This window comes from Duganella levis, assembly GCF_009857605.1.
Lineage (GTDB): Bacteria > Pseudomonadota > Gammaproteobacteria > Burkholderiales > Burkholderiaceae_D > Rugamonas > Rugamonas levis.
Genome location: NZ_WWCT01000001.1, coordinates 592,906 through 607,680, shown reverse-complemented (window position 1 = coordinate 607,680; position 14,775 = coordinate 592,906). Strand labels below are relative to the sequence as shown.

The following is a 14,775-nucleotide window of genomic DNA, read 5'->3' as shown; positions in this document are numbered from 1 at the left end:
CACGACCTCAGCCTTAATTTGGATTATTACGGCCCGCGCCATCGCTTGATCGCGCGGGCCGTGGTTTTTTGCGAGACCTTGAAGTAGCGCGCAATTGCGGTGACCGAGAAATTACCTGTGGCGTAGGCTCGTGCCATCGCTTCATTCCGATCCGGGAAATTTTTCTCGTAGTCGCTCAACTCCGGACACTGCGCCAGCCGTTGGGTGCGGGAGATGCCTGCTTGCGGATTTGCTGACGGTGTTCTCAATGATGCAGCAAAGGTCTCGTCACCCAGCACTAACTGATGGCGTGTGTGCGTCAACGGACTGGGTGCGCCGATGCCCGCATCGACGAAGGCGCGGTAGGCGGTGATCGCGTCGGCTTGGTCCGATGAAAATCGTGTGAGCAACCATTGAGTGTTCAGCCAGGCTTGGGGCGGTGCTTTGCCAACTGTTAACGAATAACTGCTCCACGGCCAGGCTTCAGGCTGTTGCACCATGCCTGCGCGAACCGGATTGAGGACGATATAACGCGCCAACTCTAATAGATAGCTTTCTTTTTGTACCAAAATTGCCTTGTAGCGGCCTTGGAAGAGGTGGCCAACGACGGAATGCCGTCGATTGAAGTACTGGGAATAGACGCCGTTCAATTGCCGCATTCCCGCTGACAGCCCGCGTGCATTTGTTTCCAGCAGCAAGTGGTAGTGATTACTCATCTGACAGAAGCTGTGCAGAGTGAAATCAAAATGCTGGCAAACCTCGCCGAGTGTCTGCAGCCACACCGACCGGTCGGTGTCATCCAGATAAATTGGCGCTTGGCGATCACCACGAGAGGTGACGTGATAGAGAGCACCAGCAAATTCAAGGCGAAGTGGACGTGTCATTTGCATGACACTAACCTCATGGCAGTACTTTAGATTGACGTAGCGCATACGGAGGCGCGACACCTTTACGGCTGAGTTCCTGTCCAATTGCCGGACCTGACCCCGGAGTGCGTAGGACTAAGATGACATTTTGCAATGTTCGCAGCCTACATAGGGCTGCAGGTTGCTCCTATACCGAAGGATTAGGCTGCTCGATATAGTGTCTACATCAACCAGACAGACACACTATCAAGAGGCCTTACCATGAACGCACTCCACTCCGCTCCAGTCGCTGCTCCACAAATTAGCCTGATCGGTGCTCAGCAGAACGATTTGCTGCGCGCTTTGTCGCGCGACGATCTGCTTGCCCTGTTCGGCGATCTGGAATTGGTGACGTTGCCTGAAGGTAAGCACTTGTTCGACTTCGGTGCGACTGTCGAGTACACCTACTTCCCGACCAACGCGATTATCTCGCTGCAATACGTGATGGAAGACGGCGCCACGACCGAGATCGCCGTGGTTGGCCGTGAAGGCGTGGTAGGTGTGGCGCTGCATCCTACCGAGCGCGCCAGCTACTCGGCCGTGGTGCAAACCGCCGGCTATGGCTACCGTCTGAAAACTTCGGTGCTGCGCGATGTCTTCTACACCGGCGGCCCTCTGGCCCAGCAACTGATGCGCTACACCAGCGCGATGTTCGCCCAACTGGCGCAAAGCGTGGCCGGCAGCCGTCACAGCAGCATCGAGCAGAAACTGTGCCGCTGGTTGCTGGAACGTCTGGACCGTTCGCTGTCCAATGAATTGAAAGTCACGCAGGAAATGATCGCCAATATGCTGGGCGTGCGCCGCGAAAGCATCACCGGCGCGGCAGGCAAGCTGGCCCAGGAAGGCCTGATTATCTACCGCCGCGGTCTGGTCACGGTGCTGGATCGGGATGGTATGGAACGCCGCGCAGGCAGCTGCTACCAGAGCCGCGTCAGCAACACGGCACCGGCACAGCAACGTTACGCAGCTTGATAGAGTACGGAATTAATGCAGGACGCGGGAAGGCGGGTTGATCAGGAAGCCGCCGAAATCCGCCCGCGCCGGCATGCGTGCCGCCAGATCCTGATCCAGCTTGCGCTGCACCAGCTTGTGCCAGGCGCTGGCCCAACGGGCCGCCAGCTGGGATTCTTCGGCCGATCGTGCGTACAGCGTTCTTTCGACGGCGATTTTTTGGCGTTGCAGGGCGTAGGTGGCGGAGATCAGAGTAGTCATGGCGTAGTTTGACTGGCTGGGTTAATCGAATAAGTGTTGCCATTGTGCCCGCGCCACCCCGGTTTTGAATGTGCGCCACTTCACCCATAACGATGAGTATTCCGCACAGCCCGTGTAAAATACGCGACTGTTGCCTTTTCGCATCGCCGTTATTCCGGCTTTTTCCCTTCATGAATTTTTCCAAAAATGCCCTTGCAGGGCTGACCACGTCATTCGCGTTGGTTCCCGAATGCATCGCTTTTGCGCTGGTTGCGCATCTCAATCCGCTGACCGGGCTGTATGGTGCCTTCTTTATTTGCACAATTACCGCGATTTTCGGTGGCAGGCCGGGCATGATTTCGGGCGCCGCCGGTTCGATGGCGGTGGTGATCGTGGCGCTAGTGGCCCAACATGGCCTGCAATATTTCCTGGCGACAGTGGTGCTGAGCGGCGCAATGATGCTGCTGTTCGGCGTGCTGCGGCTGGGCAAGCTGGTGACCATGGTGCCGCACCCGGTGATGTTGGGCTTCGTCAATGGGCTGGCGATTGTGATCGCGTGGTCGCAATTGCAACACTTTAAGGCGGATGGCGCATGGCTCCAGGGCACGTCGCTGGTGTGGATGTGCGGCCTGGTGGTGCTGACGATGCTGATTGTCTATCTGCTGCCGCGTCTGACCAAGGCATTGCCGCCGGCTTTGGTGGCGATTGTCGGTGTCGGCGTGTTGTCCGCCACGCTGGGTCTGCCGGTGCGCACGCTGGGCGACATGGCGCATATCGCCGGCGGCCTGCCGGTCTTCGCGCTGCCTGAGGTGCCGATGACGATGGACACGCTGCGCATCGTCTTTCCCTACGCGCTGCTGATGGCGGTGGTCGGTCTGCTGGAAACGCTGCTGACCTTTAACCTGACCGATGAAATTACCGAGACGCGCGGTTTGCCGAATCGCGAATGCGTGGCGCTAGGTGTGGCGAATGTGGCTTCGGGACTGTTCGGCGGCATGGGCGGTTGCGCGATGATCGGCCAGACCATGATCAACCTGAGTTCCGGTGGCCGCACGCGGGTGTCGGGCGCGGTCAGCGGCATCATGATTTTATTGTTTATACTGTTTTTATCTCCGCTGATCGAACGCATTCCGCTGGCTGCGCTGGTGGGTGTAATGTTCGTGGTGGCGCAGCAGACCTTTGCGTGGAGTTCCTTGCAGGTGCTGGGCAAAGTGCCGCGTCATGATGCGCTGCTGATTGTGGCGGTGACGGCGATTACCGTGGCCACCGACCTGGCGGTCGCCGTGCTGTGCGGGATTGTGATTGCCGCGCTGAGCTTCGCCTGGCGCCACGCACGCGAGATTCGCGCTGATGTAGCGGAGGCCGATGGCGTCAAAACGTACACGCCACACGGCACGTTGTTTTTCGCATCGATCGCGCATTTCAATGAGCTGTTCGATCCGCAGGCCGATCCGCAACAGGTGGCGCTGGATTGCCGTCATCTGCGTCTGGCCGATCACTCTGCAGTTGTGGCGGTCGCTACGCTGAGCGAACGTTACGCCAAGGCTGGCAAGACGCTGCAGGTGCAGCACCTGTCCAAGCGCTGCGAAACGTTGCTGCAGCGTTCCGGCGTGATGGCTACTGCTTAACGTGGACGCAGATCGGACGGCCTGCAAACGCCGTCCGATGGCACAAGACTTACTTGCCTTCCAGCGCCGCGATGGCGGCGGCTACGCCTGCGCCGTAGGCCGGATCGGCCTGGGTGCAGTTGTGGATGTGACGCTCCTGCACCGGCTTCGATACGCCATTGATGGCGCGCGCGGTGTTTTCAAACAGCAGCTGCTTCTTCTCGGCGGTCAGGAGGCGGAACAGATTGCCCGGCTGCGAGTAGTAGTCGGTGTCCACTCGGTGATTCCAGTGGTCGGCTGCGCCTTCCAGCGACAGCGGCGGTTCCTTGAACTGCGGGCTTTCCTGCCACTCGCCACGGCTGTTCGGCTCGTACGGCGTGTGTTCGCCGCCGCTGGCGCCGATGCGCATGGCGCCGTCGCGGTGGTAGCTGTGGAACGGGCATTTCGGCGCATTCACCGGAATCTGGTGATGGTTCACGCCCAGGCGATAACGCGCCGCGTCGCCGTACGAGAACAGGCGCGATTGCAGCATCTTGTCCGGCGAGAAGCTCACGCCCGGCACCACGTTGGCCGGCGAGAAGGCCGATTGCTCCACGTCCGCGAAGTAGTTCTCCGCATTGCGGTTCAGTTCCAGCACGCCGACGTCGATCAGCGGATAGTCGCCGTGCGGCCAGACCTTGGTCAGGTCGAACGGGTGATACGGCACTTTGGAGGCATCGGCTTCCGGCATGATCTGCACCGCCAGTTTCCAGCGCGGGAAGTCCTTGTTCTCGATGGCGTCATACAGGTCGCGCTGCGAGCTTTCGCGGTCCACGCCCACCAGCGCGGTCGCTTCGGCGTCGCTCAGGTTCTCGATGCCTTGCTGCGAGACGAAGTGGAACTTGACCCAGAAGCGCTCATTGGCCGGGCTGATAAAGCTGTAGGTGTGGCTGCCGAAACCGTGCATGTGGCGGTAGCCCTTGGGAATACCGCGGTCGCTCATGACGATGGTGACCTGGTGCAGCGCTTCCGGCAGCAGGGTCCAGAAGTCCCAGTTGTTTTCCGCGCTGCGCAGATTGGTCTTCGGATCGCGCTTGACGACGTGATTCAGGTCAGGGAATTTGAGCGGGTCGCGGAAGAAGAACACCGGCGTGTTGTTGCCGACGACATCCCAGTTGCCTTGCTCGGTGTAGAACTTGACGGCGAAGCCGCGGATATCGCGTTCGGCATCGGCCGCGCCGCGTTCACCGGCCACGGTCGAAAAACGCATGAAGATATCGGTTTTCTTGCCGACTTCCGAGAACAGTGCGGCGCGCGTGTATTGGCTGATGTCGTGGGTGACGGTGAAGGTGCCGAAGGCGCCGGAACCCTTGGCGTGCATGCGGCGTTCCGGGATCACTTCGCGCGCGAAGTGGGCCAGCTTTTCCAGATGCCAGACATCCTGGAGCAGTACCGGGCCGCGTGGGCCCGCAGTCTGGGTGTTTTGATTGTCGACGACCGGTGCACCGGCCGCAGTAGTGAGGTTCTTCATGAAACTTCCTTCGCCTGAATGGGATGAATGGAAACTTCCAGCTTAACTACTACCAGTGACTTCTGCCGCTCTCAAAAGGCAGAGCCACAATGAAAAACGCCCGGCGGTGCCGGGCGTTCGATACGACTGAATTACTTGCTTGGGTAGATGATGTCGTCGCGGCGATCATGTGCGCGCGCTGCATCGTCGGTACCGGTCGATTTTTCTTTACCGTAGCTGACGGCTTCCAGTTGGCCTTCTTTCACGCCTTGTACTTTCAGGGCGGTGATCAGGGCTTGAGCACGTTTCTGACCCAGGGCCAGATTGTATTCTGCGCCGCCGCGGTCATCGGTGTTGCCTTCGACTTTGATCGAGACGTTTGGATTGGCCGACAGGAACTTGGCGTGATCAGCAACCAGTGCATCGAACTCTGGCTTGACGGTGTATTTGTCGAAGTCGAAGTAGACGCTACGATTTTTGTAGATCGAGCTGTTTGGGTCCAGGTAAGCTGGCAGTGGTGCAGCAACTGGTGCTGGCACTGGTGCGGCAACTGGCGCTGGTGCTGGCGCAGCAACTGGCGCTGGCGCCGGTGCTGGTGCAGGGGCCGGAGCTGGGGTCGAGCAAGCGCTCAGCAGGGCGATGGTGCAGGCTGCCAGCAGGATATTGGTTTTAGCTTTCATCGAAATACTCCCGAATTGATTTTGTTGGAGGGACATGGTGTACACGCTAGGTGTGAGGCTGTTCCGCAGCCCGCGACCGGTATTATATAAGGGTTTCCCGTGGAAAGATTGGTCCCTTGCATTATTTTTTCATCCAAGCTAAAAATGGCGTGAGGTCGCTCCCGCTTTCGACATACCACGCGCGGCGGGCGATATCGAATTTGGCGCCGAGCGCCTTGACGTGATCCTTGTCCTGGAAACCGGCAGTTAAGTAACAACGCGTAGGCGGCGTGGCAACAGGCGCGCGCTGGTTGCGCTCCAAAGCGCTGTCGGCGGCTGCCGAAGATTTAGGCAAGCGCATCTGCGCGATGAAGCTGCTGCGGGCGTTCTGCTCGGACGGCGCAATCAGCGTCAGGCGCGCGCGGGCGCGGGTCGCGGCCACGTAGAACAGGTTTTCTTCTTCGCGCCGCGGTTGCGACGGATGGGGAAATTCGCCTTCCTCGAGGAACGGCAGGATCACGTGCTCGAACTCCTTGCCCTTGGCGTTGCCGGCGCATTCGATCAGTACCGACTTGCGGTCGCGCTTGCGGCGGATAAAGGCTTCGCGCGCGTTGACTGCGTTCCAGAACTCGCGCAGGCTCTGGCCGGACGCCGCTGCCGCCGCCAGCAGGCTGGCGATGGATTTGGTGATCACGCTGGCGTCATAGGCGCGCACGAAGATGCGGCGGGCAGTGGCGGCCAGCTGCACGCGGTCGCACAATTCGGTCAGCACGGCGGCGGCTGGCGCGGCCGGGTCCACCGTCGACAACCAGGCCAGCGCTGCGATCACGGCACGCTTGGTGCCGGCGCTGGCGACATCGCGGTAGTCCAGCTCGACGCCGTCGCGGCGCTCGTCCTCGATCATGAACAATTCGCCCAGCAGGTCCGGGCTCTTCATGATCTGCTGCTTGAAGTTGTCCATGCGGTGGGTGGAGAATTTCATTTCGCTGAACGCCACCAGCGCTTCCACCACCGCCACGCGCACCTGTTCCGATTTGACGGCGGAAAAATCCTTGAGCGCGATGCCCAGCAGGCCGCGCAGGAACAGGATCTCGTCGCGCTGCAAATAGCCGGCCATGGGCGGCGTGCGGTAGTCGATGTCGGCTTCGATCAGCGCGTTTTCGATGGCCATCGACTGATGACGGTCGCGGATCAGGATGGCACAGCCGTCGTAGGCATTGCCGTCGGCCTTCCACTGGCGCACCGCCGCCACCACGCGCTGCGCGCATTCGGCGTTATCGTCGGAAGCGGCGTAATGCGCATGCAGGATCTCGGTGCGCAGCGGCAGCGCGGATTCCACCCGCTTCTGTTTGAACTCGGCCATGGCGTAGGCCAGATGCGGGCCGTGGCGCCAGGTTTGCGTCAGCGGATAGCGCACCAGCTTGGTAAAGCGTTCGCTGAAGCGGCGCTTCAGGTAGTCGTCGCTGGCGCCCAGCTTGGCGTGGATCACCTGGTCCTTGTCGCCGGCGCCGACGAAGAAGGCTTGCGGACGGTCGATCAGCGCCTCCAGGATGCGGAACGAGGCTTCGTTCAAATCGTGCAGCTCGTCGCACAGCACCAGCCGGTAGTCGGGGAATTGCTCGGCCAGGCGCGCGCCCTGGTGCAGGTTGCAGGCCAGGTCGTAGCTGGCGTCGAACGGGCCGCGGAACACCGCGCCGGCGCCGCCATCCAGCCGCATGGCTTCGTATTCCAGCGTCGCCAGGTAGTCGCTCAGCGGTATGCCCAGCTGCTCGGCGGCTTCGTCGTGGCCCATGAATTCGACGTCGCTGTCGAGCGCCATGGTGGCTTTCAGGCTTTGCTGGACGTCGAGGAACTGGCTCAGCGCCACGCTGTGGGTGTGCAGTTCCAGGCCGTCGACGCTGCCGGCGTAACGGTCGGCGGTGCGGTCGATAGCGCGCAGCGCGTGCTCTTTCAGCGCGCGCAGGTCGCGGCACTGGCGCACGTCGTCGTTGTCGGCCAGGTCCATCATCCAGGCCGCGAAATCCTCGAAACTCAGCACCGCAACGCGTTCCGCCAGCGCCGACGGCACGCCCACCTCCTGCAGGCGGCGACGCAGCACTTCGCGCGCTTCCGGCGTGAACGTCAGCGCCAGGATCTGTTCCGGCGCCAGCTTGCGCGCCAGCGCCTCGCCGATGCGCAGCGCCAGCGTGGTGGTCTTGGCGGCGCCGGCGTTGGCGTCCACCAGCACCACCTTGTTCTGGGCCAGCTGGATGGCGGTCTGCTCTGCGGTGGGGATCAGGCCTTGCGGGGTGAAACGGGGCGTATTGGTCGTATTGTTGGGCGTAGGCTGGTTCATCCGCTACATTATAGCGATCGGCGGCCGCAAGCTGGGCGTCGCCATCGTCGGTGCTGCCCCGACCGGCGTCAGGCGCGCAGTGGCGCCTTCGATAAATTGCGCGCTGAACACGCGCCGTTCGGTGTCGGTTTCGTGGCGGTCGATGCGGGAGCACAGCAGGTCGGCGGCGGCGGCGGCCATTTTCGGCAGCGGCTGGCGCAGCGTGGTCAGGTTGTAGCTGATCCAGTTGGACGGCTCGACGGCGTCGAAGCCGGCTACCGACAGCTGGCCCGGCACGTCCAGCCCCAGTTCGTGGCGGGCAAAGTCCAGACAGCCGATGGCCATGACGTCACTGCCGCAGATGATGGCGTCCGGCACGCTGCCCAGCTGGGCGATGATGGCTTTCAGGCCCAGCGCGCCGCTGCGGTAATCGTAGGCGCCCGGCACCACCACCGGCGTCGGCAGGCCCAGTTCGGCGATGCGTTCGCAGGCGCCGCGCTGGCGTTCGCTGGCCACGCTGTAGTCGTCATTGCCGGCAATGATGCCGAATTGGCGGTGACCGGCGGCGGCCAGCCGCGAGACCAGCATGCGGCCGGACTCCAGGTGGTCGCAGGTGACGGTGTTGACTGACTGGTCGCGCAGCTTGCGGTTGAACAGCACCAGCGGCATGCGGCGGCGGTCGAATTCGGCCACCTGTTCGGACGTCAGGCGGGCGGCGGCGATCACGCCGTCGACCTGGTATTGCCACACATCGGCCAGCACGCGCTCGACATCGGCTTCGCGTTGCAAGGTGAATAACAGCACGCGTTGGCCGCGCATGGTCAGCTGCTGGCTCAGTTCGGCCAGCAGTTCCGGATAATACAGATTGGCCTGGTTGGTGATGATCAGCGCCACCATATGGGAGCGGCGGGTGATCAGGCTGCGGGCGGCGGCGTTCGGAATATAATCGAGCAGGGCGGCGGCCTTCATCACCAGCGCGTAAGTGGTCTTGGAGACGCTGGCGCCGGGCTTGAAGCAGCGCGACACCGCCGATTGCGACACGCCCGCCAGTTGCGCCACGTCATACGACGTCACGCGGCGGTTTTCGCCGGCGATCACAGCTTTCAGCGTGATTGCGCTATCCTCTATGGTCGGATTCGATTTGCTCATTGTGGAAAGCAGGTCCATTTGATTGTTCTTTTAATAGTCAAACGAGCATAAATAGAAAATTACCCGATGGCAACAACTATCGCATTTCCGCAAAGAAATATCTTCTTTCTTGTGGCTAGGGCGCAATGTTTGCTGCGATGGGGCTTTATCTGATAAACTCCCGCCCCTTTAGCTGAACGGAAAGGGCAAGATGGCCATTGCTTGCGGCGTTGATTTTGGTACGTCCAATTCCACCGTTGGCTGGGTGCGTCCCGGCCATCCGGTGATGCTGGGACTGGAGGAGGGTAAGACCACCTTGCCGTCGGTTGTCTTCTTTAATGCGGACGACGACGAAGTCACCTATGGGCGTGCGGCGCTGGCCGATTACCTGGCCGGCTACGAGGGGCGCTTGATGCGCTCCATGAAGAGTTTGCTCGGCACCAGCCTGATCGACGGCCAGACCGAGGTCGGCGGCCGGGCGCTGCCGTTCCGCATGCTGCTGGCGCAGTTCATCGGCGAGCTGAAGAAGCGTTCCGAACGCGCTGCCGGACGGGAATTCACCTCGGCCGTGTTCGGCCGTCCGGTGTATTTCATCGACGACAGCAAGGACAACGACAAGCTGGCCGAGGATACGCTGGCCGAAGTGGCGCGTTCCGTCGGCTTCAAGGACATTGCTTTCCAGTTCGAGCCGATTGCCGCCGCGTTCGATTACGAGTCGCAGATCGACCGCGAAGAACTGGTGCTGATCGCCGACATCGGCGGCGGTACTTCCGACTTCTCGCTGGTGCGCCTGTCGCCCGAACGCGCCAAAAAGGCCGAGCGGCGCGACGACATCCTGGCCAACGGCGGCGTCCACATCGGCGGCACCGACTTCGATAAATACCTGAGCCTGTCGTCCATCATGCCGCTGCTGGGTTACGGCAGCCGCCTGCGCAACAACAGCGAAGTGCCGTCCAGTTACTTCTTCAACCTGGCCACCTGGCACACCATCAACCAGGTCTACACCAAGAAGATGTGGACCCAGCTGTCTGACCTGATCCGCGATTCGGCCGAGCAGGAAAAGCTGGGCCGCCTGCAACGTCTGATCGACGAGCGCGCTGGCCACTGGCTGGCGATGAAGGCGGAAGAGGGCAAGATCGCGCTGTCCGCCGACGCTGTGGTGCAGCTGGAGCTGGACCGCCTGGCGCCGCCGGTGACGCTGGAGCTGCGCCGCGAGCTGTTTGACGGCGCCATCGACCACCTGGTCGGCTCGGTGGAAACCACGGTGCAGAACTTGCTGCGCGACGCCGGCGTCAAACCGGAAGATGTCGACACGGTGTTCTTCACCGGCGGCTCCAGCGGCGTGCGCAAACTGCGCGAGCGCATCGGCGCCGTGGTGCCGGCCGCGCGCAAGGTCGAAGGCGACCTGTTCGGCAGCATCGGCGCCGGCCTGGCGCTGGACGCCGTACGCAAATTTGGCGGATAAACCATGCTCGACCAACCTATCGTCATGCTCGACTTTGAGACCACCGGCCTGTCGCCCGCCATGGGCGACCGTATCACCGAAGTGGCGGCCTTGCGCATCGTCGGCGGCGAAGTGGTCGAGCGCTATGTGTCGCTGATTAATTGCGGCGTGCGCATTCCATCCTTCATCACCGGCCTGACCGGCATCACCCAGTCCATGGTGGACAACGCGCCGCCGGTGGACGAGGTGGTGCCGCAGTTGCTGGACTTCATCGGCAGCGATCCGCTGTCGGCCCACAACGCCAGCTTCGACGAGAAGTTTTTGCGCGCCGAGGCGGAACGGCTGACGCTGGCCCCGCGCCATGCGTCGCTGGTGTGTTCGCTCAAGCTGTCGCGCCGCGTGTTTCCCACGCTGGGCAGCTACAAGCTGGGCCAGCTGTCCGGCGCGCTCGGCATCCAGTTCCGCAGCGCCGCCCACCGGGCCGAGGCCGATGCGGAAGTCGCCGCCAAGCTGCTGATCCATATCGGTCAGCATCTGCGCTCAACGTACGGCATCCGCCAGGTCGATACCGACCTGCTGGTGTCGGTCAACAAGCTGGCGGCCGCCAAAGTGCCGCAATTCCTGCAAAAGCGCGGCCAGCCCGTTTGAGCGTCGTCAAATCCCTTCCGGGGACGCGTTTTACACTTTAATCAACAGTGTTGTCATGTTGGTCAGAGGTGTATCGTGAAAAAACAATGCACGGCCAAGGAAGGGTACGACGTCTACCGGTGGTTCCTCGACGCTGCTGAGCGTGGCAATCCCTACGCCCAGTTCAATCTCGGCCGCATGTACAAAAGCGGCGACGGCGTGGCGCGCGACGAGGCCCAGGCGTTCGACTGGATGAGCAAGGCTGCCGTCCAGGGACTGGCTTACGCCCAGAATCAGCTGGGCGTGATGTACTACTACGGCCGTGGCACCGACCACAGCGATGATCTGGCCACTTGCTGGTTCCGCCGCGCCGCCCGCCAGGGCGATGCTTCCGCCCAGCAGAATCTCGGACAAATGTACAAGAAGGGACGCGGCGTGCCGCAGAGCGACGAGGTGGCGCTGGCCTGTTTCTGCCGCGCCGCCGAGCAGGGCCTGCCCAGCGCGCAGACGCTGGTCGGCGAGGCCTATTGCAACGGCTACGGCGTGGCGCGCAATTATCCGATGGCGCTGGCATGGTTCCGCAAGGCCGCGCTGCAAAACGACGCCAACGCCCAGCTTCGCCTCGGCCTGATGTACAAGCACGCGCTTGGCGTGGCGCGCAATGAGGCGCAGGCCGTGGCCTGGTTCCGGCAGGCGGCGGCGCAGGAAGATCCGGTGGCGCAGCGGCTGGTGGGCGTGGCCTACGCCGAAGGGCTGGGCGTACAGCGCGATCCGCGTCGCGCCTATGCCTGGCTGTTGCGCGCCGCCGAGCAGGAAGACGCCGACGCCCAGTTCAACCTGGGCGTGATGCTGGCCACCGGCAATGGCGTCGAGCAGGATGACGAGCTGGCCTTCACCTGGTATCACCGCGCTGCCGAGGCCGGCCATGCGCTGGCCCAGTACAACCTCGGCGGCCTGTATGCGCGCGGCCGCGGCGTTGCCCGCGATGAGCGGTTGGCGCTGGAATGGTACCGGCGCGCCGCCGAGCAGGGCATGCCGCATGCGCAATTCAATGTGGCGGTGATGTACGCCAACGGCCATGGCGTGGCCAAGGACGATGTGCTGGCCGCCGCCTGGTACCGCAGCGCCGCCGAGCAGGGCGACGCCAGCGCGCAGAATAATCTGGGCGTGATGTACGCCAACGGCGTAGGCGTCGATCGCGATGATGTGCAGGCCGTCGACTGGTACGGCAAGGCAGCCGAGCAGGGCCATGCGCTGGCGCAGTTCAACCTGGGCGGCATGTATGGCAGGGGCCGCGGCGTGGAGCGCGATCCGGCGCAGTCCTTCATGTGGCTGACGCTAGCGGCGCAGGCGGGCGATGTGGCGGCGGTCAGCAACCGTCGCCGCATGGCGCTGGTGATGACGCCGCAAACCATCGCCGCCGCACAGCAACTGGTGCGCAAGTGGCGCGACAACCATCCGTCATCGTTTTACGTGCCGCACAACCGCGCGGTGGATTAGCGTTAGCCCAGGGCCGGTGGCGGCTGGCGGCGGTCGAGGAACAGGCTGTTGCCGTGGATCTTTTTGGCTTGCTTCTTGGATTCGGTGGCGGCGGTGGCGATCTGGTGGTGCGTGTAGTACTGGCGCGGCTCGACCCGGATCGCGCCGATCGACAAGCTCATCAGCGAATAAAACACTTTCTTGCCTTGGCGGTCTTCGCTGATATAACCGCCGCGCTCGCGGTCGTCGTTGCTGTAGAAGTCCAGCACCAGGTGGCCGAATTCATCCAGCACGGCTTGGCAGCGGCGCTCCCAGTCCTCGCTCTGGAACAGCACCATGAAATCGTCGCCGCCGATGTGGCCGACGAAATCGCGGTCGGGATCGCAGTAGCTGCTGAGGATGTTGCCGGTCAGCTGGATCACATCGTCGCCGCGCCGGTAGCCGTAGACGTCATTGAACGGCTTGAAATGGTCGAGGTCGAAATAGCAGACCCAGAAGCGCGTGCCGCTTTCCAGCAGCCGGTCGATGTGTTCGGTAATCGGTACATTGCCCGGCAGCTGGGTCAGCGGATTGGCGTAGCGCGCGGCGTTGATCTGCATCTGCGTAATCTCGCGCATCAGGTCGTGGCCGGTGCCCATGCCCAGATAGCGGCCCTGTTCGGTGATCATGAAACCGTTGAACAGGTGGCGCGCCTCGGCCTCGGCCATGCGGCAGCTCAGTTCCTGCAAGCTGGTATTGCGGTCGGCGACCAACGGCTGGCGGTCCATGAACTGCTTGCACGACTTCTTGCCGTACAGCTCGCGTTCGTAGGGGCGGGCGAAATGTTCGATCATGTCGAAGCGGTTGATCAGGCCCAGCGGCTGGCCGTCGTCCACTACCGGAATGATCATCAGCTTGGGATTTTTCTGGAAAATCTCGTAGACGTCGTTGTTGTTCATGCTCGGCGGCACGGCCGGCACTTCATGCAGCAGCTTGTGGATGCGGCTGGCGTGCTTGTCCACCGCGCGCTGCGGATACACCGCCACGCCGTTGCGCGCCAGCGCCTTGATCACTTCGGCTGGCGCGGTACGGGCCGGCATCGGATGCGGCCGCCCCAGATGATAGCCCTGGCCGTAAGCGACGCCGACATCGCGCAGTACCAGCAGCTCGGCCTGGGTTTCGATACCCTCGGCAATCACGCGGGTGTTGGATTTTTCGGCGATCTCCTGGATCGAGCGGACAAACTGCAACTTCACCGGATCGTGGTTGATGCCCTGGATGAAGTGCATATCGATCTTGACGTATTCCGGCCGCAATTCCGACCACAGGCGCAGGCTGGAAAAGCCCTCGCCGAGGTCGTCGATAGCGATCTGAAAGCCCATATTGCGGTAATGCAGCACCGCTTCGCGCATCAGGTCGTAGTCGTAGGTGGGCTGGTTTTCGGTCAGCTCGATGATCACGCGCTCGGGGTTGATGCCGATCTGGTGGATCACTTCCAGCGTCTCGCCATGGCGGGCGTCGCGTTGCAGCAGGCATTCCGGGCTGACGTTGAGGAACAGCTTGCCCGGCAGTTCCAGCTCGGCAAAGCGCTCCAGCACCACGCGGCGGCACAGGTGTTCCAGCTGGACCGTCAGGCCGTTGGCGCGCGCCGTCTTGAACAGATTCATCGGCGCATGCAGTGGACTGTCGGATGGTCCGCGTATCAATCCTTCATAGGCGATGATTTCGCCGCTCTGCATGTGTACAATCGGTTGAAACAGCGCGCTCAGCTGCTTGCGCGCGAGGATGTCGTATAAATGCGCGCGCAGCACCGCCTCCTCGTCATCTTCGCGAGGTGTCAGGTAGGTGACTGTGGCGCCACCGGATGGCTGGAGTGCGGAATTCACGATGAATCGTTTGCCAATTGTCGGTTTAACTGTACGATCATAGAGTCAATTTATGACTGGATGATGAATTTGGGAAACAGTTTGTCCT

12 protein-coding genes are annotated in these 14,775 nt (G+C 62.1%); 5 read left to right on the top strand and 7 right to left on the bottom strand.

Going from position 1 to position 14,775, the window contains the following annotated elements; genetic code table 11:
• Nucleotides 1–26 precede the first annotated feature (26 nt).
• A complete protein-coding gene (locus GTP69_RS02675; protein ID WP_229260767.1) occupies nucleotides 27–869 on the bottom strand; it encodes a transposase in 843 nt (280 codons plus the stop codon).
• A gap of 237 nt (nucleotides 870–1,106) precedes the next feature.
• Here GTP69_RS02675 and GTP69_RS02670 point away from each other — a divergent pair, with 237 nt between their 5' ends.
• On the top strand, nucleotides 1,107–1,856 hold the full coding sequence (locus GTP69_RS02670) for a Crp/Fnr family transcriptional regulator (protein ID WP_161053400.1): 750 nt from the start codon (nucleotides 1,107–1,109) through the stop codon (nucleotides 1,854–1,856).
• Between the two features lie 12 nt (nucleotides 1,857–1,868).
• Here GTP69_RS02670 and GTP69_RS02665 read toward each other — a convergent pair whose 3' ends face one another.
• A complete protein-coding gene (locus GTP69_RS02665) occupies nucleotides 1,869–2,096 on the bottom strand; it encodes a hypothetical protein (protein ID WP_110847781.1) in 228 nt (75 codons plus the stop codon).
• Nucleotides 2,097–2,266: 170 nt separating this feature from the next.
• On the opposite strand from GTP69_RS02665, the gene GTP69_RS02660 reads away from it, so the two are divergent.
• Nucleotides 2,267–3,703 (top strand): SulP family inorganic anion transporter, encoded by a 1,437-nt coding sequence (locus GTP69_RS02660; protein ID WP_161053399.1) that lies wholly within the window; start codon nucleotides 2,267–2,269, stop codon nucleotides 3,701–3,703.
• A 49-nt stretch (nucleotides 3,704–3,752) separates the two neighbouring features.
• Here GTP69_RS02660 and GTP69_RS02655 read toward each other — a convergent pair whose 3' ends face one another.
• The 4 genes from GTP69_RS02655 to GTP69_RS02640 form a co-directional block, all read right to left on the bottom strand.
• Nucleotides 3,753–5,192 carry a catalase gene (locus tag GTP69_RS02655; protein ID WP_161053398.1) on the bottom strand — a complete coding sequence of 480 codons (1,440 nt, stop codon included), beginning with the start codon at nucleotides 5,190–5,192 and terminating at the stop codon, nucleotides 3,753–3,755.
• A gap of 131 nt (nucleotides 5,193–5,323) precedes the next feature.
• The gene (locus GTP69_RS02650; protein WP_161053397.1) at nucleotides 5,324–5,851 is read right to left on the bottom strand and encodes an OmpA family protein; all 528 of its coding nucleotides are present in this window, start codon (nucleotides 5,849–5,851) and stop codon (nucleotides 5,324–5,326) included.
• A gap of 121 nt (nucleotides 5,852–5,972) precedes the next feature.
• Nucleotides 5,973–8,165, bottom strand: coding sequence for an ATP-dependent helicase (locus tag GTP69_RS02645; RefSeq protein WP_161053396.1), 2,193 nt, complete (start codon nucleotides 8,163–8,165; stop codon nucleotides 5,973–5,975).
• Between the two features lie 3 nt (nucleotides 8,166–8,168).
• A complete protein-coding gene (locus GTP69_RS02640) occupies nucleotides 8,169–9,293 on the bottom strand; it encodes a LacI family DNA-binding transcriptional regulator (RefSeq protein WP_161053395.1) in 1,125 nt (374 codons plus the stop codon).
• 190 nt (nucleotides 9,294–9,483) lie between these two features.
• On the opposite strand from GTP69_RS02640, the gene GTP69_RS02635 reads away from it, so the two are divergent.
• The 3 genes from GTP69_RS02635 to GTP69_RS02625 all read left to right on the top strand — a co-directional run bounded on the left by GTP69_RS02635 (nucleotide 9,484) and on the right by GTP69_RS02625 (nucleotide 12,843).
• A complete protein-coding gene (locus GTP69_RS02635; protein WP_161053394.1) occupies nucleotides 9,484–10,737 on the top strand; it encodes an Hsp70 family protein in 1,254 nt (417 codons plus the stop codon).
• A gap of 3 nt (nucleotides 10,738–10,740) precedes the next feature.
• Nucleotides 10,741–11,364, top strand: a complete 624-nt coding sequence (locus GTP69_RS02630) for a 3'-5' exonuclease (RefSeq protein WP_161053393.1) — start codon at nucleotides 10,741–10,743, stop codon at nucleotides 11,362–11,364.
• A 75-nt stretch (nucleotides 11,365–11,439) separates the two neighbouring features.
• Entirely contained in the window at nucleotides 11,440–12,843 is a 1,404-nt protein-coding gene (locus GTP69_RS02625) for a tetratricopeptide repeat protein (protein WP_161053392.1), read from the top strand.
• A gap of 2 nt (nucleotides 12,844–12,845) precedes the next feature.
• Here GTP69_RS02625 and GTP69_RS02620 read toward each other — a convergent pair whose 3' ends face one another.
• Nucleotides 12,846–14,609: a GGDEF domain-containing protein gene (locus tag GTP69_RS02620; RefSeq protein WP_161053494.1), complete on the bottom strand. Its 1,764-nt coding sequence runs from the start codon at nucleotides 14,607–14,609 to the stop codon at nucleotides 12,846–12,848.
• Between the last annotated feature and the right edge of the window lie 166 nt (nucleotides 14,610–14,775).

Bases quoted from the DNA above. Each gene is read 5' to 3' on its own strand.
- GTP69_RS02675 (WP_229260767.1), bottom strand. From the start codon at position 869: ATGCAAATGACACGTCCACTTCGCCTTGAATTTGCTGGTGCTCTCTAT.
- GTP69_RS02670 (WP_161053400.1), top strand. From the start codon at position 1,107: ATGAACGCACTCCACTCCGCTCCAGTCGCTGCTCCACAAATTAGCCTG.
- GTP69_RS02665 (WP_110847781.1), bottom strand. From the start codon at position 2,096: ATGACTACTCTGATCTCCGCCACCTACGCCCTGCAACGCCAAAAAATC.
- GTP69_RS02660 (WP_161053399.1), top strand. From the start codon at position 2,267: ATGAATTTTTCCAAAAATGCCCTTGCAGGGCTGACCACGTCATTCGCG.
- GTP69_RS02655 (WP_161053398.1), bottom strand. From the start codon at position 5,192: ATGAAGAACCTCACTACTGCGGCCGGTGCACCGGTCGTCGACAATCAA.
- GTP69_RS02650 (WP_161053397.1), bottom strand. From the start codon at position 5,851: ATGAAAGCTAAAACCAATATCCTGCTGGCAGCCTGCACCATCGCCCTG.
- GTP69_RS02645 (WP_161053396.1), bottom strand. From the start codon at position 8,165: ATGAACCAGCCTACGCCCAACAATACGACCAATACGCCCCGTTTCACC.
- GTP69_RS02640 (WP_161053395.1), bottom strand. From the start codon at position 9,293: ATGAGCAAATCGAATCCGACCATAGAGGATAGCGCAATCACGCTGAAA.
- GTP69_RS02635 (WP_161053394.1), top strand. From the start codon at position 9,484: ATGGCCATTGCTTGCGGCGTTGATTTTGGTACGTCCAATTCCACCGTT.
- GTP69_RS02630 (WP_161053393.1), top strand. From the start codon at position 10,741: ATGCTCGACCAACCTATCGTCATGCTCGACTTTGAGACCACCGGCCTG.